Annotated in this window: 23 protein-coding genes; 8 read left to right on the top strand and 15 right to left on the bottom strand. The window is 39.9% G+C overall.

Annotated features, from left to right (window positions below):
• Nucleotides 1-13: 13 nt before the first annotated feature.
• The 5 genes from Q0791_RS09330 to Q0791_RS09310 form a co-directional block, all read right to left on the bottom strand.
• Nucleotides 14-3,124 carry an efflux RND transporter permease subunit gene (locus tag Q0791_RS09330; protein WP_299005228.1) on the bottom strand — a complete coding sequence of 1,037 codons (3,111 nt, stop codon included), beginning with the start codon at nucleotides 3,122-3,124 and terminating at the stop codon, nucleotides 14-16.
• Between the two features lie 2 nt (nucleotides 3,125-3,126).
• Nucleotides 3,127-4,371 carry an efflux RND transporter periplasmic adaptor subunit gene (locus Q0791_RS09325; protein ID WP_299005225.1) on the bottom strand — a complete coding sequence of 415 codons (1,245 nt, stop codon included), beginning with the start codon at nucleotides 4,369-4,371 and terminating at the stop codon, nucleotides 3,127-3,129.
• Nucleotides 4,372-4,703: 332 nt separating this feature from the next.
• A complete protein-coding gene (locus Q0791_RS09320; protein WP_299005223.1) occupies nucleotides 4,704-5,489 on the bottom strand; it encodes a DTW domain-containing protein in 786 nt (261 codons plus the stop codon).
• A gap of 146 nt (nucleotides 5,490-5,635) precedes the next feature.
• Entirely contained in the window at nucleotides 5,636-6,949 is a 1,314-nt protein-coding gene (gene pssA / locus Q0791_RS09315; RefSeq protein WP_299005220.1) for a CDP-diacylglycerol--serine O-phosphatidyltransferase, read from the bottom strand.
• A gap of 288 nt (nucleotides 6,950-7,237) precedes the next feature.
• The gene (locus tag Q0791_RS09310; protein ID WP_299005217.1) at nucleotides 7,238-7,816 is read right to left on the bottom strand and encodes a tRNA-uridine aminocarboxypropyltransferase; all 579 of its coding nucleotides are present in this window, start codon (nucleotides 7,814-7,816) and stop codon (nucleotides 7,238-7,240) included.
• Nucleotides 7,817-8,069: 253 nt separating this feature from the next.
• Here Q0791_RS09310 and Q0791_RS09305 point away from each other — a divergent pair, with 253 nt between their 5' ends.
• Nucleotides 8,070-9,458 carry a glutamate decarboxylase gene (locus tag Q0791_RS09305; RefSeq protein WP_299005215.1) on the top strand — a complete coding sequence of 463 codons (1,389 nt, stop codon included), beginning with the start codon at nucleotides 8,070-8,072 and terminating at the stop codon, nucleotides 9,456-9,458.
• A gap of 232 nt (nucleotides 9,459-9,690) precedes the next feature.
• Here the strand turns inward: Q0791_RS09305 and Q0791_RS09300 are convergent, their stop codons facing one another.
• From Q0791_RS09300 to seqA, 3 genes are all read right to left on the bottom strand, one after another.
• Nucleotides 9,691-10,005 carry a hypothetical protein gene (locus Q0791_RS09300; RefSeq protein WP_299005212.1) on the bottom strand — a complete coding sequence of 105 codons (315 nt, stop codon included), beginning with the start codon at nucleotides 10,003-10,005 and terminating at the stop codon, nucleotides 9,691-9,693.
• Nucleotides 10,006-10,221: 216 nt separating this feature from the next.
• Entirely contained in the window at nucleotides 10,222-11,874 is a 1,653-nt protein-coding gene (gene pgm / locus Q0791_RS09295; RefSeq protein WP_299005210.1) for a phosphoglucomutase (alpha-D-glucose-1,6-bisphosphate-dependent), read from the bottom strand.
• 395 nt (nucleotides 11,875-12,269) lie between these two features.
• Nucleotides 12,270-12,842 carry a replication initiation negative regulator SeqA gene (gene seqA, locus Q0791_RS09290; RefSeq protein WP_299005208.1) on the bottom strand — a complete coding sequence of 191 codons (573 nt, stop codon included), beginning with the start codon at nucleotides 12,840-12,842 and terminating at the stop codon, nucleotides 12,270-12,272.
• 275 nt (nucleotides 12,843-13,117) lie between these two features.
• On the opposite strand from seqA, the gene Q0791_RS09285 reads away from it, so the two are divergent.
• The 6 genes from Q0791_RS09285 (at nucleotide 13,118) to efp (ending at nucleotide 16,943) form a co-directional block, all read left to right on the top strand.
• Nucleotides 13,118-13,885, top strand: coding sequence for an alpha/beta fold hydrolase (locus tag Q0791_RS09285; RefSeq protein WP_299005206.1), 768 nt, complete (start codon nucleotides 13,118-13,120; stop codon nucleotides 13,883-13,885).
• 91 nt (nucleotides 13,886-13,976) lie between these two features.
• Nucleotides 13,977-14,198, top strand: coding sequence for a DUF2788 domain-containing protein (locus Q0791_RS09280; protein WP_298776563.1), 222 nt, complete (start codon nucleotides 13,977-13,979; stop codon nucleotides 14,196-14,198).
• An 11-nt stretch (nucleotides 14,199-14,209) separates the two neighbouring features.
• Nucleotides 14,210-14,482: a LexA regulated protein gene (gene ybfE / locus Q0791_RS09275; protein ID WP_299005204.1), complete on the top strand. Its 273-nt coding sequence runs from the start codon at nucleotides 14,210-14,212 to the stop codon at nucleotides 14,480-14,482.
• Nucleotides 14,483-14,535: 53 nt separating this feature from the next.
• Entirely contained in the window at nucleotides 14,536-15,063 is a 528-nt protein-coding gene (gene fldA, locus Q0791_RS09270) for a flavodoxin FldA (protein WP_299005201.1), read from the top strand.
• A gap of 92 nt (nucleotides 15,064-15,155) precedes the next feature.
• Entirely contained in the window at nucleotides 15,156-16,334 is a 1,179-nt protein-coding gene (gene earP, locus Q0791_RS09265) for an elongation factor P maturation arginine rhamnosyltransferase EarP (RefSeq protein WP_299005198.1), read from the top strand.
• Between the two features lie 45 nt (nucleotides 16,335-16,379).
• Complete coding sequence (gene efp, locus Q0791_RS09260) at nucleotides 16,380-16,943, top strand: elongation factor P (RefSeq protein ID WP_299005195.1); 564 nt, start codon at nucleotides 16,380-16,382, stop codon at nucleotides 16,941-16,943.
• 112 nt (nucleotides 16,944-17,055) lie between these two features.
• On the opposite strand, the gene Q0791_RS09255 is transcribed toward efp, so the two are convergent.
• The 4 genes from Q0791_RS09255 to Q0791_RS09240 form a co-directional block, all read right to left on the bottom strand.
• Nucleotides 17,056-18,249: an amino acid aminotransferase gene (locus Q0791_RS09255; protein ID WP_299005192.1), complete on the bottom strand. Its 1,194-nt coding sequence runs from the start codon at nucleotides 18,247-18,249 to the stop codon at nucleotides 17,056-17,058.
• Between the two features lie 511 nt (nucleotides 18,250-18,760).
• Entirely contained in the window at nucleotides 18,761-19,072 is a 312-nt protein-coding gene (locus Q0791_RS09250; protein WP_299005189.1) for a YciI family protein, read from the bottom strand.
• A 111-nt stretch (nucleotides 19,073-19,183) separates the two neighbouring features.
• The gene (locus Q0791_RS09245; protein WP_299005186.1) at nucleotides 19,184-19,645 is read right to left on the bottom strand and encodes a hypothetical protein; all 462 of its coding nucleotides are present in this window, start codon (nucleotides 19,643-19,645) and stop codon (nucleotides 19,184-19,186) included.
• A gap of 130 nt (nucleotides 19,646-19,775) precedes the next feature.
• Nucleotides 19,776-21,638, bottom strand: a complete 1,863-nt coding sequence (locus Q0791_RS09240; RefSeq protein ID WP_299005183.1) for an ABC transporter transmembrane domain-containing protein — start codon at nucleotides 21,636-21,638, stop codon at nucleotides 19,776-19,778.
• A 156-nt stretch (nucleotides 21,639-21,794) separates the two neighbouring features.
• On the opposite strand from Q0791_RS09240, the gene Q0791_RS09235 reads away from it, so the two are divergent.
• Nucleotides 21,795-22,067, top strand: a complete 273-nt coding sequence (locus Q0791_RS09235) for a SelT/SelW/SelH family protein (RefSeq protein WP_299005180.1) — start codon at nucleotides 21,795-21,797, stop codon at nucleotides 22,065-22,067.
• A 328-nt stretch (nucleotides 22,068-22,395) separates the two neighbouring features.
• On the opposite strand, the gene Q0791_RS09230 is transcribed toward Q0791_RS09235, so the two are convergent.
• From Q0791_RS09230 to Q0791_RS09220, 3 genes are read right to left on the bottom strand one after another with little or no spacing between them, the layout of a single operon-like run.
• Nucleotides 22,396-22,956: a hypothetical protein gene (locus Q0791_RS09230; protein WP_299005177.1), complete on the bottom strand. Its 561-nt coding sequence runs from the start codon at nucleotides 22,954-22,956 to the stop codon at nucleotides 22,396-22,398.
• A gap of 25 nt (nucleotides 22,957-22,981) precedes the next feature.
• Complete coding sequence (locus tag Q0791_RS09225) at nucleotides 22,982-23,146, bottom strand: hypothetical protein (RefSeq protein WP_299005174.1); 165 nt, start codon at nucleotides 23,144-23,146, stop codon at nucleotides 22,982-22,984.
• A gap of 3 nt (nucleotides 23,147-23,149) precedes the next feature.
• Complete coding sequence (locus Q0791_RS09220; protein WP_299005171.1) at nucleotides 23,150-23,770, bottom strand: pentapeptide repeat-containing protein; 621 nt, start codon at nucleotides 23,768-23,770, stop codon at nucleotides 23,150-23,152.
• Nucleotides 23,771-24,126: the final 356 nt, after the last annotated feature.

The raw sequence follows: 24,126 nt of genomic DNA, 5'->3' as shown, positions 1-24,126 counted from the left end.
GCACCTCACTTGATTATTTATTGACATTGATAGGCAGCTGCTTCACCCAACTCTTTACTGTCACAAAAAATAACGGCACAAAAGTGATCCCTACTGTCGTCGCTAAAATCATGCCATAAAAAATCGGAATGGAAATAGATTGGCGACTGACCGCTCCTGGTCCACTTGAGATCACTAAAGGTAATACTCCCAATATAAACGCAAAAGAGGTCATCAAAATCGGACGAAAACGCATCTGGGCTGCCCTTACCGCTGAGTTCAATAAATTATGTCCCTGCTTATTTTGCTGCACAGCAAACTCGACAATCAAAATGGAATTTTTTGCCGCCATGCCAATGAGTGCAATAAAGGCAATTTGAAAAAACAAATTACTGTCCATACCACTCATCCATGTGCCTAACGACGCACCAAACATGGCAATAGGCGTAATAAGCAATACCGCAATCGGTGTCGTCCAACTTTCATATAATGCAGCCAAAAACAAAAATACAAACACAACAGCAAGACCAATAGCAATGGCTGTTTGCCCTGAAGCTTTGACCTCTTGATAGGTCAGCCCTGTCCACTCATATTTAAATTCATTGGGTAATATTGTTTCTGCCAAATCTTCAATCACGGCAATAACATCACCCGTTGCATAACCCGCCGCTGGGCTCACACTAATGGCTGCACTGGAAAATAAGTTATAATGTGATACCGCAGCAGGTCCAACTGCATAATCATATTTCGCTAATACACTAATGGGCACCATAGCCCCCGTATTTGAACGAACATAGTAATTTTCAATTTGATTTGGATAGCGTCTATATTGACCTTCAGCTTGCAACCTCACACGGTAAACTCGACCAAATAAATTAAAATCATTTACTGTGGTCGAGTCAGTAAATGTCTTAATGGTACTATTAATGTCGGCAAGCTCTACACCCAATGCTAAGGCTTTGGTTTTATCTACAGTCAAGGCTAATTGAGGAATGGCATCTTGCAATGCCAAGGTCGCATTGGCTACCTCTGGCCGCGCATTCAACCTCTGTACAAACTCATTTGCCGATACTAATAAGCCATCGAAATTTGCTCCTGAGCTGTCTTGCAATTCAAATTCAACGCCAGCACCATTACCAAGACCGGGCACAGCTGGCGGAAGGTAAGCGTTAAACTCTGCCTCTAATATATGCTCTAATTCTCCTCTTAACTCCTTCATGACTTTTTGAACGGTATCGCCATCTTGCTTACGTTGATCCCAAGGCTTTAAAATCACTTCCAATTCACCATTGGCTTGATTGTATCCCAAACTTTGACTCTCTCCTGCCAGCGAAAAACAATAAGCAACTGCCTTATGGGCTAAAATGTATTTTTCCGCTTTTTCAAGTACAGCTTGAGTGCGATTCACCGTTGAACCATTGGGTAAGGTAATATCGATAAAAAATTGCCCCTGATCTTCATCAGGCATGAAACTACTCGGAATATGTGTCATCAGTAAGTAAACCAAAACAATGATCATCCCAAACAGAATATAGCTTCGCTTTGCATGCTGCTTTGCCAGAATAACACCTAATACATAACGCCTAGAATACAAGTCGAGCTTCTTATTCATCCAATGAAAGAATCCCTTATGAGCAACTGGAGTGGGGGTTAACAACATTGCACATAAAGCAGGACTTAAGGTTAAGGCAACTAATGTTGAAATCAACACAGACACGGTAATGGAAATCGCAAATTCACGATACATGATCCCAGTGATCCCCGGTAAAAAAGACACTGGAACAAACACAGCACACAATACTAGACTCGTCGCAACCAGCGCCCCCGAAAGCTCTTTCATCGCTCGACGTGTAGCAGGAATAGGCTTCATCCCTTCTTCATTAATCAAACGTTCTACATTTTCAACCACCACAATCGCATCATCTACCACAATACCTATCGCTAATACTAATGCCAATAAGCTCACGGTATTTAACGTAAAACCAAATGCCAATAATGCAGCCAATGTGCCAATTAAGGATACAGGTACCGCAATAGCTGGGATCACTGTCGCTCGAAAGTTTTGTAAAAAAATAAACACCACAAAAACGACTAAAATTAATGATTCAATGAGCGTCAATACAACTTCTTTTATCGACTCCTCAACAAAAATAGACATATCATAAAATATTTCCCAATCCACACCTTGTGGAAACTTTGAGGATAAATCAATCATCTCTTGCTTAATTAATTTCGTCACGTTAAGGGCATTAGCACCCGGTAACATATACACTTGCAAAATCGTTGCACTATTACCATTTAACGCAGATTGTAACGTATATGCCGCTGATCCTAATTCAACTCGCGCAATATCCCTTAATCGAATAAGAGAACCATCCGCTGCTGCACGTACCACAATTTCATTAAATTCATATACACTGCTAAGCCTTCCTGGTGCCGTTATAGGCAAAGTCACACTAACAGCATCAGAGTTAGGTTGAGTGCCAATTGTCCCTGCAGGCGACTCTTTATTTTGCGCTTCAATAGCATTAATCACGTCATTAGTGGTTAACTTATATCCTGCCATTTGATCTGGCCGCAACCAAATACGCATAGAATAACTGCGAGATCCTGTATTACGTGTACCTCCTACTCCCGGAATACGTCTAAGTGCCGATTCAATATTAATACTGGTATAATTACTCAAATAAATTTCGTCATAACGTGGATCTTTTGACGTTAATGCCAATTTTAATAATTGAATGGGCGCTTCTTTAGAAACAGAGATGCCTTCGTTTTGAACTTCGATAGGCAAATTCATCATCGCTTGCTGCGTCGCATTTTGTACATCTACCGCCGCTAAGTCAGGATTGGTTCCCACATCAAAGGTAATACTGATCACCACATTACCCGAGTTTGTACTCTTAGACTCCATATAAATCATATTTGGCACACCATTGATTTCTTCTTCTATCGGTGTTGCCACAGAATCCGCCGCGGTATTTGACGTTGCGCCTGGATAAGAAGCTGAAATTTGTACCTGAGGAGGAGTAATATAAGGATATTGATCTATGGGCAATAAAAACATGGCGACCACGCCAAGCAATACAATGACGATGGAAATAACACTGGCAAAAACAGGGCGATTAACAAAAAACTGCGCCATAATTAATGCCCCGAAACAGCAGGTTCAGGCTGAATAGGCTTTTGTTTAGTACTTTCGAGCTTCAAATATTCTTCTTCTGTTATAGGCTTGGTTAAATCACCATGATTAACTCTATGTATTCCTTCCACGATCACCCTCTCTCCCGCTTTTAACCCGCTCTTCAGTATCATGCCTTCTTTGCCCTGATGTTCAATCACGATAAAGCGACGCTCAACACGGTTATTAGGTAAGACCACCATCACATAAACCCCTCCTTGATCCACCTGAGTAGCTTTTTGAGGAATAACAATGGCATTGTTAAGTTCACTTAACTTAATCCGCACATTAGTATACTGACCAGGTAAAAGTTCTTTATCTGGATTAGGTAATACGGCTCTCACCTCAAAGGTTCCCGTTTCAGGATTAACGGATGGCTCGGTAAAACTCACTTTTCCAGGGTAGGCATATTCGCTGTAATCGGGTAAAGTGACTCGAACAAAACCAGTAAATACTTTTCCTTCATTTTCAGCGGCTTTTTCTTCGGATCGACTTACCATTCGCCTACGCGCATTTAAATAATCCAACGCAGACATATTAAACATGACATAAATCGGATTCACTTTCTGCACTTTAGTCAATAAGGATTGCCCTTTACTGCCTACCAATGCCCCCACATCCACTTGAGTCTGACTCACGAGTCCGTCGATGGTCGCGGTAATTTTTGTATAACTCAATTCAAGCTCAGCGGACTCCAATGCAGCCTGACTGGCCGCAAGTTTCGATTGAGCTTGAGAAAGACTCGATACGGCGGTATCTAAATCTAACTGACTGGCCGCATCTTGATCGTATAAAGGTTGAAGTCGCTCTACATCTCGCCGTGCTTTGTCAACAACCGCTTGTTGTGACGAAACTTGCGCCTTCGCTTGATTGACTTTCGCGGTATAAGGTTTGCTATCTATCTGATATAATAGATCCCCTTTTTTGACTGCGCTGCCCTCTACAAATGCTCTTTTTTCCACAAATCCATCAATACGAGCACGGACTTCTACATTCAAGGAGGCTTCAGTGACCCCCACATAGTAACCATAAATTGGCACGGTTGATTCAACCACATTGGCCACCACCACTTCTTTGGCTTGAAAAGCAGGCTCTTTTTTATGACAAGCTGTCAGAATAATCATCAAGAAAAAGAACGCAATAAGTTGCAGGCTCCTTTTTTGTATAAAAAAAGAAGGATGGATCGCTATCTTGGGTAAAATAAATGCCATTTAACGCTTCCTGCCAATATCAATGAACAAATATTAAAACGACACATCGAGTAATACGGCTTGAATTTTTTAACGGCAGAAATTCGTTACTGATAAAAAGGTGCGCTACACACTTCCTCTCGTTTCCTAATCATGGATTGTGTATTGACTTGAATAAAGTGTAGACTGTCATTGATATCTTTATCGATTTATTCGTAAAAGAAACGCAAAATAACCGATAAAAGCAAAATATTGTTCGTATCCCCGCGATACTTAAAGATACAAGAATACGTAAAAATACAGGGTTTGTCTGGCATGAAACGCTTTTGAAATTTCATATAAAATCAAAACCGCTATTTTGACTTTACCGCAAGTTGATAAGCCTGTTCAAAAGCATCACGTTTAATGGACAAAGGCACTAATGTTTGCGAAGACTGTTGACTTCGTCCATAAAGGGATGAACTCACAAATAAATCAAACCAAGCTGTCAACGCATTGGCATTGTCATGCTCTCCATTCACCGCTAGAGCCAGTGCAGCGACCTCAGCTGTCCCTAATTGAAAATCACGACTGCCTTTACGCAAAGCATAGTGAGCCGTATGCTCTGCACTAAATGATAATAACGGCAAATGATGCAAATATGGACTATTTCGAAACATTTTAATGGCTTCTCGCCAGCTACCGTCAAGCATAACAAATAAGGTTTTTTTTTGTTTTTGCAATCCCGTTTTATTTTCCAGTAAAGACACCGAGTCTGATAACGAATTAATAACAGGCTGATTTTTCATCGCATATTGACTTGGAAAAATAACATAAGCCTGATAATTAGGATCCTTTAACAAGGCAAGCATGGCTCGATTGGCTTGTATTCTTGACCAAATATAGGCATGAGTGTTAGGGATCAAATCAGCAATGAGCCGACCACTGTTACTGGGTTTCAACACTTCATCATCATACATGATCAATAAAAATTGTGTCTGCGTCGCTAAAGGTTTTCTCACAGCGCAAGTACACAGACTCTCGGCAAGTAAGCATTGCGGACAACGCACAACATTCTTGCCTCTTGCGTTATACGCTTTTGTTGAGATGGCTTTTCGATATTGATAAAGCCGATGTACAGCATGTAATGGTTGAAACATCTTTATCGCTTATGCAAATGATCTCCAACATTTTGATGTTTTGGCACCAACTTATTGAAAATATTTTAATTTAAAAATTAAAAGCCGACTCAATAAAGTCGGCTTTATGACTACTCAGTCAAACAGACATCAGAATATAAACAATACTATAAAATGCGTCTCAATAAAAAGTCTGCTTTTAGTCGTTTTATTCTCTTCATTATTTTTTTCACCGAAGGTGGATAATGCTGTAATGTTTGGATCTGACTGTAATGATAAAGCCGCTCAGTATGCTCCAAAATATGCTTTTGCTCTTGTTCAAACTGTGCAGTCCACGCCCCTATTTCATCTTGCAATAACAAGCCATTTTCAAGATCCAACGCAAAAGCTCTTGGGTTTAAATTACTCCCTGTAATTAAATGCCGTTTTCCATCGGCACTGATCCCCTTCAAATGAAAACTGTTTCTATCATGCCGCCATAAATGAATGTTCAGTAAGCCCTTTTCAATAGCCCATTGCTGTCTCTTAGCAAATTTACGAAGGGACTGCTCATACATATAAGGTAAGGCACCAATGGTCGAAAACGTTTCTTCTGGTGGAATATAAAAATCATTTGCGGTTTTATCACCCACCACAATATCAATTTTTTTGCCTTTACGTAAATGCTTCGACAAGGCTCGCGATAGAATATAGGGAGGGTTAAAATACGGCGTGCAAATAAACAGCGTCTCCTCCGATTCTTCAATTAAGGCGATCACTGTCTTATTTAGCTGATTTTTCTTGCGGCCTAAGCCTACAATGGGTGTCACTCGGTTACCGCTTGTCACTTTATCAAATTGGTAACTGGCTTTACTCAACCTTTGTTTTAAGCTTGTGATCTCACTTTTTATCGGTAAGCGTTCTGTATCTTTGCAATCAGAAAGCGAATTGACCGCTTCATCATTAACCAAATACACTTGGATCATGTTCCGCATACTGTCAGCTAGTGCTTGTGACTCAATTTGATGATAACGGTCAAATCGATACTTATCATGTTGATGCAAATAAATATTATTAATACTTGCACCACTGAATATGACAGTATCATCAATAATGAATCCTTTGAGATGTAATACGCCCATGAACTCTCGGGATTTAACAGGTACCCCTAAAATGTCGATGCCATGCTCAGCTTCTTGCATCACTTTGCGATACATCAAATAATTACCGCTATCACCCTTTTGGCCGATAAGACCACGACGGGCACGATGGAAATCAACTAAAACTTTAATGTCAAGTTGAGGGTTACGTGCCTTTGCTGCCATTAATGCCGACAGGATCTCTCCTCCCGCTTCATCATCTTCTAAATAAAGTGCAGCAATGTAAATTGAATGTACTGCATTAGCAATACGCTCTAATAAACTTTCTTTTAAAGCACAGGGTGTTAATAACCAGCTTAATGCTTCTGGTTGGATCGGTATTCCACCTAGCTTTTTCAGCAAGGTCTATCTCCTTTAATCATTAAACTTGAGTCAGCCATAGGCATGGGATAATCATCAATAAAATGAAATCGTTCATTAATGGTTCAGAAACGGCCTACTTAGCCCACTCTAATAAGGTAACGTTATGAGAAAAAACGGGTATCTCCTTCAACCTTGCTTAATTTTGCACCTTCTTCCAATAAAGAGGATTTGACATATAAAATTCTCAAAACATGAAGCCATAGAAATTACCTATTTACGCGCCTCTGAGCAAGTGTTATTTTCTTTATCGGCCTTGTAAAACGTGTGTCAGGTTATTTTACCGTCATTTTGATTAAAATTTTTAAACGCACTTTCTAACACAGCCGCTTCTGTATGCATGCCTTTGAGGTGAAACAAAAACTGAATACATTCAATAGTACAGAACCCCCCTTCGACTTGGTTACGTCGTAATCTAAATTGTGATCGCTGCTTAGCAATCAATGTTTCAGGTAATGTATATTTCATCGCTTGTTTTAAATAATCACTGCGCCGGCACATTTTTCTCGCTTCTTGCCAAGTGGCATCCAAAATCACAACCACATTAGGCACATTAAACTGACTCATTTCATCCCCTTCAATCACCCCGCCCCTAGGCTGATGATTAAGCGACTCAAATTGCTTACCCACATTCAGGTCTAGTTGCATTGTTTCCTGATCATCAGGAAACAGTAGCGCCCCTTGTCCCTGATTTAACAAATCAACGACTTGAGGATCGGGAGCAACTCTAGACCAAATAATGCGTTGGCAGTACTCAGGATAATATTCTAAGGCAATGGCGCCGGTATTGGATGGGCGATCAACTTCTCTTTCATGGGTTAATAGTATTATTTTAAGGGGGCTAGTCATCAAAGTACTCAATCACTAAAAAAGCCATATGCATGGATAAAAATATTATTATGGCGACAAGTATAACCATAAGATGAGCACCTTTATACTCGAGAGCATGATCAATACAGTTAAACAGTCTCAGTTTCCCATTGTTTGACTTTTTTACACAGAAACACTCGCTGTAAAACCGTAAACTTTTATCTCCCATGACTCTTGTTGCACACTATACTCTATAGGCCAAAATAAGATAAAGAATAAACAAGGAAGCATTATGTTACATGTTAAAAAGACGGAAATAGAGTGTACCGATAAAAGTATTTTTACATCGAATGATACGCTAAAAAGTTTGCCTAAATATGCCATGCCCGATACCACTCATAGAGGCGATGTTATCAAGCAATTGATCCATGATGAATTACTACTGGATGGTAACTCAAGACAAAATTTAGCCACTTTCTGTCAAACCTGGTTTGAACCAGAAGTGATTGAGCTTATGGCGTTAGCCATCGATAAAAATATGGTCGACAAAGATGAATACCCACAAACGGCAGAAATAGAGCGCCGCTGTGTTCACATGCTTGCGGATCTCTGGAATGCTCCCCAAGCCAAACAGAGTATAGGCACATCCACCACTGGCTCAAGTGAAGCTGCAATGTTAGGTGGAATGGCCTTATTGTGGAAATGGCGAGACCGACAAAAAGCACAAGGAAAAAATGATCAATCACCCAATCTCATCACTGGACCAGTACAAGTTTGTTGGCATAAATTTGCCCGTTACTGGGGAGTTGAATTAAGAGAAATTCCCATGGAAGGCGATCGTTACCTCATGAATAGCGATGAAGTGATCAAGCGCTGTGATGAAAATACCATTGGCGTTGTAGCCACATTAGGTGTCACCTTTACGGGACAATATGAGCCCGTAGAAAGTATCTGTCTCGCACTCGATGAACTGGAAAGACAAAGCGGTTTGAATATTCCTGTCCATGTTGATGCCGCAAGTGGCGGCTTTGTAGCACCTTTTTTACACACAGATTTAAAATGGGACTTTAGGCAACCGAGAGTCCGCTCTATTAACGCATCCGGACATAAGTTTGGTTTATCTCCATTAGGTGTAGGTTGGATCATTTGGCACGAGCAAGAAGATTTACATCCCGATCTTGTTTTTCACGTTAATTATCTAGGTGGTGATATGCCTGATTTCGCACTGAACTTTTCTAGACCCAGTGGACAAGTGATCGCACAATACTATCATTTCATCCGCCTAGGACGTGAAGGCTACACTCAAATACATCAACATTGCCAACAAATTGCCATCTATCTCGCAAAAGAAATCGCTAAGCTAGGCCATTTTGACATTATCTACGATGGCACTGACGGTATTCCAGCACTCAGCTGGAAACTCAATGACAAGCCCCATGATTTTAACTTATTTGATTTAGCCGATAGACTCAGAACAAAAGGTTGGCTGGTCCCCGCTTATGCTATGCCAAAGCACCGTCAAGATTTGGTGATCCAGCGGATCTTAGTCAAAAGAGGCTTTAGTCAAGATTTAGCTGAATTGCTTATTCAAGATTATAAAGATGCTTTAGCCCACTTAAACAAACATCCATTAAACGCATCGCTCACTGAAGCCGAAGCGGGTGGATTTAAACACGGATAATGGCAAAATCACAGGAAAGGTTTGGGTATGGATCATCATGCCCATATTTTAACCTTAGCCGCCTACTTACAATATTACCAATAAATTAATTCAAGAGAGTCAATTCACGAAAAGCAAGACAGGACATAAAAAAATATGAAACCAGTCATACCTTTCGGCTTTGGTCTTCCAGACGCTTAGAGCAAAAAATGGCTGTCATTAACCAGTTATATTCAATCTTGCGGCTGAATATTTATCCAATATAATTTTCTAGTTCATTTAAAGTTTCTAACGCTATTTTCGAGTGGTGTAGTAAGTTATAGCCATGACTATCTTCATATTCTAGATAGGCAGCCAAATGATATCTAATTAATTGAATTTTAATGACAAAAAATTCTGAGGAATAGTTGAAATTCAAGCCCGTTAGTATGTCTTTATTATTTAAAATATTATCCGACAAGGCTTTTGTTGCTGCAAAAATGGCAGATTTTTCATATTCATTTTGTGCTTCCATAGCAAGAGTTATTAGCTCTTTAAATTTATCTATTGAAAGAGGTGCGGAAGTCATTTCTTATACCTACCCTCCAAACCCTAAATTATATAATAAATTTAGCACATATTAGTTCGCTAGTTATTCTGTAAAAATGTAACCGATTATTTGAAGTAGAGACTCAATTTTACTATGTGACATCTTTAACTTGCCTTAACAAAAAATACAAACGCCATTGAGACTCCCAATGGCGTTAACAACAAGGTGTCAATTAATAATAAAACAAAATGAACATCAGTCTTTTAATGCATTATTGATCAACATACTGGCTTCACTTAACACTTGTTCAAGATGCGTTTGGCTGACAAAACTTTCTGCATAAATTTTAAATAAGGCTTCTGTACCTGAAGGTCTAGCTGCAAACCAAGCATTTTCGGTTATCACTTTCACACCACCAATAGCCGCTTGGTTACCTGGAGCATGGGTTAGCACCTGAATAATCACTTCACCAGCCAATGTGGTCACATTTAGCGATTCAGGTGTTAGATTGGCAAACTTCGCTTTTTTCTTCAATGAAATAGGGCTATCTAGACGCTGATAATAGCTTTGACCAAACTCTGCTTCCAATGCATCATAGAGGGCTTGTGGTGTTTTTCCTGTTACCGCTCTAATTTCGGCAGCCAATAACGCTAAAATAAAGCCATCTTTATCCGTACACCAAGTCGAACCATCACGCCTCAAAAAAGCCGCCCCTGCACTTTCTTCACCACCAAAAGCTAAGCTGGCATTCGCCAAGCCTTCAACAAACCATTTAAAGCCTACCGGCACTTCTTTAACAACTCGGTGATGTTTAGCACACACTTTATCTATCATTGCACTGGACACTAAGGTCTTACCAATCGATAAGTCTTTGCTCCAATCAGGGCGGTGAGACAATAAATAATCAATCGCTACCACTAAGAAATGATTTGGATCCATCAGTCCAGTACCAGGACAGACAATGCCATGGCGATCGTAATCCGCATCATTGCCCACACACACATCAAATTCATCTTGATGCTTCAACAAACCGGCCATGGCAAAAGGCGAAGAACAATCCATTCGAATTTTACCGTCTTTATCTAAAGGCATAAAACGAAAACTAGGATCGATACTCTCATTAACAATTTGAATATCCAGATTAAAATGCTTAGCAATCGGCGTCCAATAATGAATGCCCGCGCCCCCTAAAGGATCCACTCCAATGCGGATTTTTGCATCACTTATCGCTTGCAGATCTATGATACTGCCAAGATCCCTGACATAAGGTGTCACAAGATCTTTTTCAGCCACCAGAGAGGTTTTCATTGCAAGGGAATAATTAAGACGTTTGACTCCTTCCAATTGTGCGGCCAAATAGGCATTGGCACGAGCTTCAATCCATGCCGTCACTTCACCTTCAGCAGGTCCACCATGAGGAGGATTATATTTAATACCGCCATCTTGGGGCGGATTATGAGAAGGGGTAATAATCAAGCCATCAGCCAGATCGTTAGCTTTAAAATCACTGGAATGATTATGGGTAATAATGGCGTGAGAGATAACCGGAGTCGGTGTAAAACCTTCTTCTTGCTGAATAATCACTTGAACTTGATTCGCCGTCATCACTTCTATCACACTCATGCTCGCGGGTTGCGATAATGCATGTGTGTCTATTCCCACATATAAAGGCCCTGTTATTCCGGCATGCTGACGATAATCCGCCACAGCTTGTGCAATAGCTAAAATATGGGTTTCATTGAAACTGCCATGAAGTGCTGTCCCTCTGTGGCCTGACGTACCAAAGGAAACACCTTGAGCAACATCATCAATATTAGGCTTACAACGGTAATAAAAGCTAATGAGCTTAGGAATATTAATTAAATCTGCTTGTGTCGCAAGGGTTCCTGCACGAGGATGTATTGGCAAAGTTTGCTCCTTTAAACCATAAAATAAAGGGTCCAATACCCTGTTTGTTTCCGTAAAAAAGTGAATATGTCGCACTTACCTACCGTTTAATAGTAGAACAATATCATTTAACATCAACAATTTATACTATTTTAAAATAATAAAATGACGGGTTCAATGCCCTGTTTTTCTCCGTATTTCCGTGAAAACGTGGGTATGTCTCAATTAACTACGGCTGAAATATAGCTAATAGCTTAATATTGTTTAATATTGTTTAATATTGTTTAATATTGTTTAATATTAAAATCTTGCACTATTTAAAATACATGAAATAAACGGGCTCAATGCCCTGTTTTTCTTCGTATTTCCGTAGAAACGTGAATAACACCTTTCCACGGCTTAACAATCCCTAATAATTAAATAGTATCAATCACTTGCTCTATTTCGGCATCATCAATATTAAACTGTTCTAACACTTCCGTTAATATGGTTCTTTTTTTAGCGGTATTGTTATTACTTGTCACCCAGTATCCACTTTGGCCTATTTCTTTGGGGTTAGCCGTTTTACTGGATTTCAATAACGCTTCTTTTGACGTCGCAAAATACAAGCGCCCTCGACCTTGAACCTGAAGAACTTGCTCAAATTGCTCATGAGACAGTTCATATAAGGTTTCTAATAAGAATAAAAAGCGCCCAACGGCTCCTTTTTGCTCTGCTAATACACGCTTATCGATGTGCTTAGCAAAATGTTCAATGGAAGGAACGGGCTTTAAAGGCTTAATAACTTTAGGAACTGGAGTAAGGGTGTCGGTGCTTTCATTACTAGGTTGACTGATCGCCTTAGGTGCCAATGATTGTGTTGCCACCTTAGTATTATCAAGACTTAATCCAAGTAATCGACGTAGGATCTCTGAAGCACTCTCACCGATCCTCTCCGTTTTACCAGCGATATAGCGGTAAAGTTCTTCATCAATCTCGATATATTTCATTATCTTAATCTTCCTTAAGCTAAATTATGACGTGATCAGATACACTCTTTCGGATCTAGATCAGATCAAATATGCCTCCAGTGTAACGGGGTTTAGACTCTTGATAAAGCATCAATAAATCAATTTTGTATTCATTATCACCAATCAAACACATTAATCACAAATAAACGCCCAAAAAAAAGACAGAAAATCGTATCAATCGTGAACTTGACCTTGTCAACAGACTGGCCGACAGGCAAAATTAAGCACTCATTGGCTAAATAAGATTTAATATAATGCATTTTATTTCCAGCTCACAAGGCCCAGTTGTGGTGCTTATTCATGGTTTATTTGGCGATCTCGATAATCTAAAAGCATTGGGTAAAAGCTTAGAGTCCCGTTATCGTGTCATTCGTATTGATGTACCCAATCATGGTAAGAGTGAACACGGCTTTGCCATGAGCTACCCTCTTCTTGCCAAAAAGGTCATCAACTTATTGGATAATGAAGCAATCAGTCAGGTTCACCTGGTTGGGCACTCTATGGGCGGAAAAATCGCCATGGCCATGGCATTAGATAACCCCTCTCGTGTAAAAAGCCTAGTTATTGCTGATATTGCGCCAGTCGCTTATGCCAGTTCACATACTCAGCATGTATTAGATACCCTATTATCCTTACCGCTCGAGCAGATCACTGATAGGCGTACGGCACAAACTTATCTGGTGGACAATGGCGTCGATGAACATACCGCTTTATTTTTATTAAAGAGTTTAATTCGGCAAAACAATCATTTTATGTGGAAAATGGATATTCAACAGCTCAGACGCTCTTATAGCGATATCATTGACTGGCCCTATCAGGATAAACAATACTTAGGCCCCAGTTTATGCATTCGCGGAGAAAAATCAGATTATGTTAAAAAAGCATACACTCAAGATATTATTCGCCAGTTTCCTGCAATAGAAGCCAGAACCATCTTGGACGCCGGACATTGGTTACATGCACAAAAGCCAAGCCTTTTTAATCGATTGGTCAAAGACTTCCTCGATAAGCAACCAAACTGATTTAACTCACAAGTCTCGATAAACAACCTAGCAGCACCTATTTTTATATGCTATATTTCGCGCTCTTTTTTTGCCTTATGAGGACTATCACATGCTAATGCAGTATATGGAACAAATTGAAGCACTTGGGTTGAATTTGTTTTTTGCTTCAATTTTCTTCTTTATCGGCATGGCAATACATGATGTGCTCAAGCAAGGTAAAGTACCGAAATTTGGTCAATATATCGTGTGGTTAGTCTTGTTTCTTGGCTGCTCAGGCTTCATTGCAAAAGGCATCATACAAATGACTTGGGAAACCACTGGAATAGGTTAAAGGCTCATCCAATGGCTAAAGAAACCTTTGATAGAACCACGATAGACTTATTTGCAACAGAAAAACGTCGTGGCCGACCTCGCAGCAATCCTTTGCCGCGAGATCAACAACTTAAAATGAATAAGCGTAATCAAATGCTGCGTGATAAAGAAAAAGGCTTGAAGCGCATTGAACTTAAGGTCTCACAAGATGTATATAATGCCTTGAATGAACAAGCTATGACCAGTAATATGAGCCGCAGCCAATTAATCGAATCGATACTGCTTAAACATTTGAACGATTAATCCCTCTTGAATGACGCATTGATAAACATGCACAGAAAATGAAAGGAACAACAATGGCAACAGTAGGTCTTTTTTTCGGATCTGATACAGGTAATACCGAAGCCATCGCTAAGATGATCCAGAAAAAACTGGGTAAAAAAATGGTGGAAGTGAAAGATATTGCCAAAAGCACTAAAGAGCAGATCGCTGAATATGATCTGTTAATATTTGGGATCCCAACTTGGTATTATGGCGAAGCCCAGTGTGATTGGGATGACTTCTTCCCTGAACTTGAACAAATTGATTTCCAAGATAAATTGATTGCCATCTTTGGTTGTGGCGATCAAGAAGATTATGCAGAGTATTTCTTAGATGCCATGGGTATGGTCAATGAAATCGTTGAAAGTCGTGGTGGCATAGTGATCGGTCACTGGCCCTCTGACAGCTATGATTTCGAAGCATCAAAAGGCATGGCTGATGACAAACATTTTGTTGGTTTAGGCATAGATGAAGATCGTCAGCCCGAATTGACTGAAGAACGTGTTGATCAGTGGGTTAAGCAAATTTATGAAGAGATGTGCTTAGCCGAATTAGAAGATTAATTCTCACTCAAACATGAATGCCCTCCAGTGATTGAGTGCATTCATGTTTTAAGCCATTATATTGGCATTGCTTGCTAACGAAATATCATATCATGACACCCTCTTCCACTTCGTTATCACCTCACTGGGATATTTTTTGTACCGTCATTGACAATTTTGGCGATATTGGTGTTACATGGCGCCTTGCAAAACAACTTTCTACGGATTTTGGTATTCAAGTGACTCTCTGGGTCGATTGCCTTGACAGCTTTCAATGTATTTTACCCAGTCTCGACGCTCAACTGACAACACAAGAACATCAAGGGATCACGATTGAACACTGGCAAACGCCATTAAAGCAAACGTGGAAGCCCGGACGAGTGCTCATTGAAGCCTTTGCTTGTGAGCTGCCTGATAGTGTCATACATGAACGAAAAACGCTCGCTCATCCTCCTCTTTGGATTAATCTAGACTATTTAACGGCAGAAGCTTGGATTGATGACTGCCATGGACTCCCCTCATTACTCAGTGATGGTCAGCAACGCTTTTTTTTCTTTCCCGGTTTTAGCCCCAAAAGTGGTGGACTCTTATGTGAAAAAGGTTTATTTGAGCGACAAACCTCTTGGCTCAATAACCCTCATGCCCAACATGATTGGCTAACGCAATTAGGTTTTACACATTTAGCGACAAAAAATGCCGATGCTACTTACATCAGTGTATTTAGCTATGCCACGCCCGCCTTAACGGCACTCAGTCAGCACTGGCAACAAGACTCAAAACCGATACATTTATTGGTACCTCATGGAAAGAGTTTAGACAGTCTTCAATGGATGCTGAGCAGTCATGAAACGCATTTCATAACAGGTAATAGTTATCATGCGGGTAATCTTCATGTACATGTACTTCCCATGACATCACAGGAAGAGTTCGATAAGCTACTCTGGTATTGTGATCTCAATATTGTACGAGGAGAAGACTCTTTTCTGCGAGCGCAATGGGCACAAAAGCCATTTATCTGGCATATCTATCCTCAAGAAGATAATGTCCATATCGATAAGTTAACCGCTTTCATGACACAGTATTGCGCATCATTAGACTCTGAAGCAACTCAGTGTTGGCAGGCGCTTTGTTTGGCTTTTAATGAAGACAAAAGTCAAACATGCGTTGATGCTTGGCTAGCATTTGTTCAACACAATCAAACGCTCAAAAAACACGCTGAAAAATGGCCTAAACAGGCATTAAATGCAGGCGATCTCGCCACAAGACTAGTGAACTTTGTTAAAAAAAGCTAATATCTCTACCTAAAGAAGATATTCGTAAATATAGGAATAAACATAATGAAAACAGCTCAGGAAACCCGTGTCGGTAATGTCATCATGGTCGGAAACGATCCTATGGTTGTGCTTAAATCGGAATTCAGCAAATCGGGACGTAGTTCTGCTGTCGTCAAAATGAAACTGAAAAACTTACTCTCTGGCTCTGGAACAGAGACAGTCTTTAAAGCTGATGATAAATTAGAAGCCATTCAACTGGACCGTTTAGATTGCACCTATTCTTATTTTGCCGATCCTATGTATGTATTCATGGATGAAGAGTTCAATCAATATGACGTAGAAGCTGAAAATTTAGGGGATGTGATTCATTATATCGTCGATGGCATGGAAGATATCTGCCAAGTCACCTTCTATGAAGGTAAAGCCATTTCTGTTGAACTCCCCACAACCATTATTCGTGAAGTGGGTTACACTGAACCATCAGCCCGTGGCGATACTTCAGGTAAAGTCATGAAACCTGCGACATTATTGGGGACTGAGTATACTTTGAGTGTGGCTGACTTTGTTAAGACTGGCGATAAAATTGAGATCGATAGCCGCACTGGTGAATTCAAAAAGCGTGTTTAATCGCTAATGCATCCATAGCTTTCATTTTGCGAGGGTGCATATTGACTTGAAGCGACTACGAACAATAAAAAACCAGTCCTTTAGGACTGGTTTTTTTAATCGCTAATACCCTTTATAAAACAGCGGCAATGGCCTTGCAAATAACAGGCATATTCGTCTTTGTCATACCCGCAACGCTTATTCGGCCCGATCCCACAATATAAATACCAAATTCATCTTTTAAACGTGCCACTTGTGTTTTATTCAAACCAGAAAAGCTGAACATTCCATTTTGCTTCGCAATAAAGTCAAAATCTTGGCTAACACCACAGTCTTTTAACGATTGAACAAACAATGCTCGCATCTGCGCAATACGCTCACGCATTTCCTTAAGCTCAGATAACCATAAGGCTTTTAATTCGCTATCAGCAAGAATAGTGCTCACAATTAATCCGCCATGAGCCGGAGGATTGGAATATAGCGCACGAATGGTGCTTTTTATCTGACTAAAACTGTTAGCGGCTTGGGTTTCATCATTACCAACGACAGTCATCGCCCCAATGCGTTCATTGTACAAACCAAAGTTTTTAGAAAAAGAATTAGCAACCATTAATTCCGGTACTGTATTGGCAACCAGTCTTAAGCCTTGTGCGTCTTCATCTACACCTTCACCAAAGCCTTGATAGGCAAAATCAAATAAGGGCACCAATGATTTCTTCAAACAAAGATCAGCCACTTGTTGCCATTGGGCAAGGTTTAAATCAATCCCCGTTGGGTTATGACAACAACCATGCAATAACACCAAATCTCCTGCACTCGCTAGCGCTAAATCCGCGAGCATTGCCTCAAAGTCTAAACCGTGGCTATTGGCTTGATAATAACGATATTGTTTCACTTCCAGTCCAGCAGAACCAAAAATGTTTTGATGATTTGCCCACGTTGGATTACTCACCCAAATAGTGCGTGAAGACGTATGACGCATCACAAACTCAGCAGCAACCCGTAAAGAGCCTGTTCCACCGGGTGCTTGAGCGGTAAACACACGATTATTCGCGATAACACTGTGATCGTCACCAAATAATAAGCCTTGAACTGCCTTATTATAAGTCTGCACACCTTCCATGCCTAAATAGCTTTTACTGCTCTCTTCTGCAAGAAGTTTTGCTTCAGCCGCTTTTACCGATTTCAAAATGGGCGTCTGACCTGACTCATCCTTGTAGATCCCCACCCCAAGGTTGACCTTGTTTGCGCGCTCATCAGCTTTAAAGGCGTCGGTTAAGCCTAAAATCGGATCGGCAGCAGCGTGTTCAACCAGGGAGAATATCATATCAATGTTCCTCAAATGAATAATTAAAAAGGGCCTAAGTTTCTAGACACGTTATAACATTGTCCAGACGCGTCTCAAAGGGAGATTTTCACCTTATGCTGATATTCATTAACAAGTGTTGTTTTAACTATCAAATCTGACTTTTTTTTACAAAAAAAAACCTTAAGTTCACATAAAACCTACTTCCCTAGACTATTTATTGTCGAGCGACCCAGTAATGTTTAACTCTCATTATCCTCAAGTGTACCTTTCGATTTAATCCTGCTTTTTTATTTATAATAAACCGCAGATTAGAATGTAGGTAGCGATATAGAGCACTTTAACAGCATAATCCACTCAGTCATATTCTAATGACCCACTTTCCTTCGATAACTACCTTCGACGACATTGATTGAAGGGCAATGTCAAAAGTGGGTTGTTGAGCCAATGCCTAATACAACGAAGCAAGACTCAATGCCAATATCGGTAAAAGTTTATGACATGAAAAATATTAGCTATTCTCATAGGGAACTTAATACAACAAAAAAGCCAATCTTTCATCCGCTTTGGAGGGCACGATTTCTATGATCTCAGGTGTAACAATCTGTTCGGTGACAAAAGGATCGTCCTGAAGCAATTTATTTAACGCCTCTCGCGTAATGCCATGCGCGATAATCCCACCACCTAATTCAGAATGCAGACTGCCGGACACCAAAAACACACCATTATCATAGCCTTGCTGTAACCAATCGAGATGCGCCGGCATAAAACGCTTCGCTTTGCTTTCCGTTTCACTATGATCTAAATTCTGTTCATGAGAAAAGGCTAGCTTAATAATAAACATAATGACTCCTTGTGCTTAGATGAATAATCTTGCTATTGGTGCTACCGCCCCATGGCCATCAACTGTATCGTTTTATCAGCAAATAACAGCATTCTTGTTTACTCAATACAGCTAACTCAACATCACGCAGCTAATCGATCCCGTATTATGAACCGTGTCATTTCTTAACCATTTGCCGTATAAAAACCAACGATTATCCAGCCGTTGATAACGGATCACTTCCACACCATTAATCGTTTTTGCATTGGGAAAATGTAAATTGTAAGATAAAGACAAGGTTTCATGCTGCAAAATGGCCACAGCTTGAGCATTAACCTCTTGACCATTTAAACTATAAACCCATTTAATATCGTAGGTTTGGTATCGACGACTGTCTCCGAAGGTTAAGGATATCGTCAATTGTTTATTGGTATGAATTTCTTTGGTGTCTTTATTATTTGTACTGATGCATTCATATTGGCCAGATAAATCAAATTTTTGCTCCAATTTATCTTCTATAGCGTTAATCTTGCCATGTGCGGCCATACTGGATAGACAAAATAAAACGAATATCATTCCCTTGTTCAATGTCATTAGCCATCCTCTATCGTTGAATCATTATTCAGCCTGAAAGCTGTGCAGTCATTTCAAATCAACCATACCGAGGATCATTGACATAATGCAGCCCCCAAAAGCACTAAATTTATTCATACAGCATAGATACTCAGTGGTGAGGTTCTTTTATGCTATCAAACTGTAATTCACATAAACGCTTATATAACGCTGAGCTTTTCAATAACATTTGATGCGTCCCAGTAGCCAAAATTTCTCCTTTATCCATCACCACGATAATATCGGCGTGGATCACGGTCGATAAACGATGAGCTATGATGAGTGTGGTTCGGTGCTGCATCAAGGTTTTTAATGCAGCTTGAACATGAAATTCACTGTCTGCATCTAATGCGCTAGTTGCTTCATCAAGCAATAATACTTGAGGATCTTTTAAAATGGCCCTCGCAAGGGCAATTCGCTGTTTTTGCCCACCCGATAGTCGCACACCTTGCTCACCTAAAAAACTTTGATAGCCTTGAGGTAATCGCTCAATAAACTCATGAGCATGGGCCTTTTTAGCCGCCATCATCACTTCCTCATCAGTGGCATCAGGCTTACCATAACGTATGTTATGCCAAACATCGGTACTAAAGAGTACAGGCTGTTGTGGCACCATGCCCATGGCTTGCCTTAATGTCTCCAATTTAAGCTGAGTCACGTCAACCCCATTAAACAGTACTTGACCCTTTTGGGGATCATAAAAACGCTGAAAAAGTTCAAACAAGGTCGTTTTCCCCGCGCCAGAGGGGCCCACAAACGCCACAACTTTACCTTGTGGTATTTGCAAATTAATATTCTTAAGCGCTGCTATCTCAGGCTGTGAGGGATAATAAAAATCCCCATTTTTAAACTCAAGCACCGTCTCTTGCGGCGCTTTAATCAATGTAGGAGTGTTTGATTCTTGAATATTGCTACTGACTTTTAATAGCTCAAGTAACCGTGTTGCAGCGCCCGCTGCTCGTTGTAATTCCCCATAGACTTCACTAATCGTGGCAACTGACATGGCCACCATAATGGCATAAAAAATGAAGGCGCCTAGCTCCCCTCCCGTCATCTGCCCAGATAAGACATCCATTCCCCCCACCCAAAGCATCATACTGATGGCAGTAAAAGTCACAAAAATCACCACAGCAATCAGAAAAGCGCGCTGTTTCACGCGGCGTTTAGCGACATCAAATGCTTTTTCAACTTCCAAGCCAAAAGCCGATTGTTCAAGGCGCTCAAAAGTATAACCTTGCACCACTTTGATATTTTGAATAATCTCACCTGCATAAGTCCCGACATCGGCAATGGCATTCTGACTACTGCTCGACAATGCCCTGACTTTACGGCCAAAAACCATCATAGGAAACAGGATAAGAGGAATACACACAATGACAAATAAAGTCAGTTTTAAACTGGTGACAAGAAGCATGGCCAACCCGCCTACAAGGATAAAAAAACTGCGTAAAGCCATGGAAAAAGACGAGCCAATAATCGATTGCAGTAATACAGTATCGGTCGTGAGGCGTGACATAATTTCCCCGCTGCGATTTTCTTCAAAATAACTAGGATGTAAGGTCACGACGCGATTAAAAACCGCCTTTCGAATATCGGCACTGATCCGCTCTCCCAACCAAGACATTAAATAGAAACGTGTAAAGGTGCCCACAGCCAATAAACTAATCATTCCCACTAAGACATAAATAGCCTGATTTAATTGCGCGATAGAACCTGCAATAAACCCATTATCAAGGATAAGTTTCACTCCTTGCCCTAAAGAGAGACTCACTACCGCTGTGATTATTAAGGCAAATAAGGCAAAAAATGCCATCATTTTATAAGGACGGAGGAATGCCAATATCGGCAATAAACTCCTAAAAGCATTGGTTTTCACCTTAACGTTTTGGCTATTTTGAGCTTGATTGGCGTGACTTTTTTTAGATTCAGCTGTCTCCGCGTCTCGTCCACTCATTGCTTTATGATGATTACCCAAAATCTACTCACTATTTAACCAAGAAATAAAAGACATGGCTATTCATTGCCCATAATTCAAGTCACAAACGCTAATAAGTTCAGAAATAACAAGCAAAAAAATCGTATAATATCGTCATCATTAAGAACAAACATAAGGATCCACAAAGGAGCACCCATGAAACCTAAAATTACCATTCACTACTGTGTTCTCTGTCAATGGCTATTAAGAAGTGGCTGGCTCGCACAAGAACTGCTATCCACCTTTAGCGACGAATTAAAAGCAGTCTCATTAGCACCAGCAAGCAAAGGTACCTTTAAAATTTACTATAACGACACGCTAATCTGGTGTCGAGAGCAAGATGGCGGCTTTCCTGAAGCAAAAATATTAAAACGCCGAGTCAGAGATCAACTCGATCCTGAAAGGAACATGGGGCATATTGATAGTTAACCTGAATTCGGGATAAGCAGCGCCGCTTAATAGCACTATTTCTGCCGCTATCTATGTTGTGCTTTCTACTAATAGCCTGCTATTAGATACGAAATCACGCCTTGATATCGACAAAAATTAAAGTATTAAGCCAAGTTCGAAAATAAAGAATGACCCAATTTCATTCAATTTTTTGATATTAAGTGGGTTACCTCACATTTTTGACACTCATTATCCCGAGTTCAGGTTAGGTAGTGTTTAGGTAAACAAAACATTTAAAATGTGAGTGCACCAATTCTTCTGGTAAACTCACAATTGTTAATTCCTAAGTATCATTCTCAATCAAAACTCATAGCCCTAATAGCGCAATATTTAAATATTCATTCAAGAATCCAATACAAACCAGTACAAGCGCAAAGGATACAAAGTGGCTTAATATGACTGTCGGTAACACAATAAAGAAATGATTTCGATATCGTTTCTTCATCGAGCTATTTTCAGAATACATCATTCTAGAAAAAATCTTATACTCTTCTTTTGGTAAACTAATTTGGCTGACATATGAAATACAAAGAAGGCCTGCCACCATCAATACTAATACCACAATAATTAATACAGGCCCTTCTATGAGGATCCCTAAAGAGGCTGCAAATAGCATTATTAGAATAAAACTTGTATAAGCAATATAATTGAATTTCCCCTCTAATCCACGCCCATGAAATCGCAGTAAAAGTCCGGTCCATGCTCCTGTTAAGGGGATCATGATAGCAGCCAGATAAGGTAATTTATAAAAAGCCAATATCCACAATAATAAATATGGAACAGCCCAAATAGCAAGCCCGATAGAGGCAGCTACTCCATTTTGTTTATCCATTTTTATTTCGACTGCTTTCTCAATTGATATTTCCATGCTACTTTTTATTCCCGCTACTTCTTTAACGATTAAAACACTTAAGCTTATAATATATAAAAGCCCAATAGGACACGAAATTATACCAACAACAAAACACCACTAACACCACTAACACCACTAACACCACTAACACCACTAACACCACTAACACCACTAACACCACTAACACAAACAATACAACTACCAAACATCAATCCACTAATATAATACCTAAGCTCTGTAACAGGTTCAGCGCCTCAAACCGTGAAAACTTGGCATGAGTGAGTGTATTATTCAAAATATTGATATCAAAATGCACGGAATCAGTGAAATCAACAGATCTTAATTGCGTTCCCATGAAAAGACTCTGAAATAAATCACAATGTGTTATTTTAGCATTCGAAAAGTCCCCTTCACGAAAATCCACATCTCGAAGCTGACATGAATCAAAGACCACTCCCTGTAAAACAAGCCCAAAAAAAGAAGCACCGTTTAACATAGAGTGCTTAAAGGTCAACTCAGGATCCCTTCTAAATGTCGGCCAATCCGCTTGGGTCCAATCCACACCTATTAGCTTGCATTCAATAAAATTCATATCAAATAGCTCTGTATATAGCCACCTTACGACACTCATATTACAACGGTTGAATTGGCAATGAATAAATTTGCAGTTTTTAAACGCTGCCTCATTGAAATCACAATCATTAAACGTACAACCCTCAAACTGAATGCCTGAAAAATGCTGTTGGCTTATGATTACCCCCTCAAAAACCTCTTCATAATATTCACCATGATTAACCCATTTCCCCTTAATATTACTAGACCCGCACATGTCATCTCCATTATTAAATCAACACGATTAATCAAATCATCGCCTAATAATAGCACTGTATAAAACAACAGTAACCAATACAAGTTAAACGCATATATTTAGGTTTCTCAACTCCAATTCTAACGAAGAAGTGCTCTCAATTATCTTTTACCCTCCACATGAATGCATAGGCACAAACTTGCCAAAAAAATTAAGCTTCTGATTTAAAAGTTAAATTCACTAATATATTATTCAATCAATTGAGGATATAAAATTTAAGTCCAAAAAAGCCCCTTTCGGGTAATGCCAGTAAGTTAAGCTTGCTGGCATTTTTTATTTCTAGCATATCGCTGTGGTCTTCGTTTGACTGTGCGGGG

This window comes from uncultured Shewanella sp. (genome assembly GCF_947495455.1).
Classification (GTDB): domain Bacteria; phylum Pseudomonadota; class Gammaproteobacteria; order Enterobacterales; family Shewanellaceae; genus Shewanella.
This window is presented reverse-complemented; position numbering and strand designations above follow the sequence as displayed.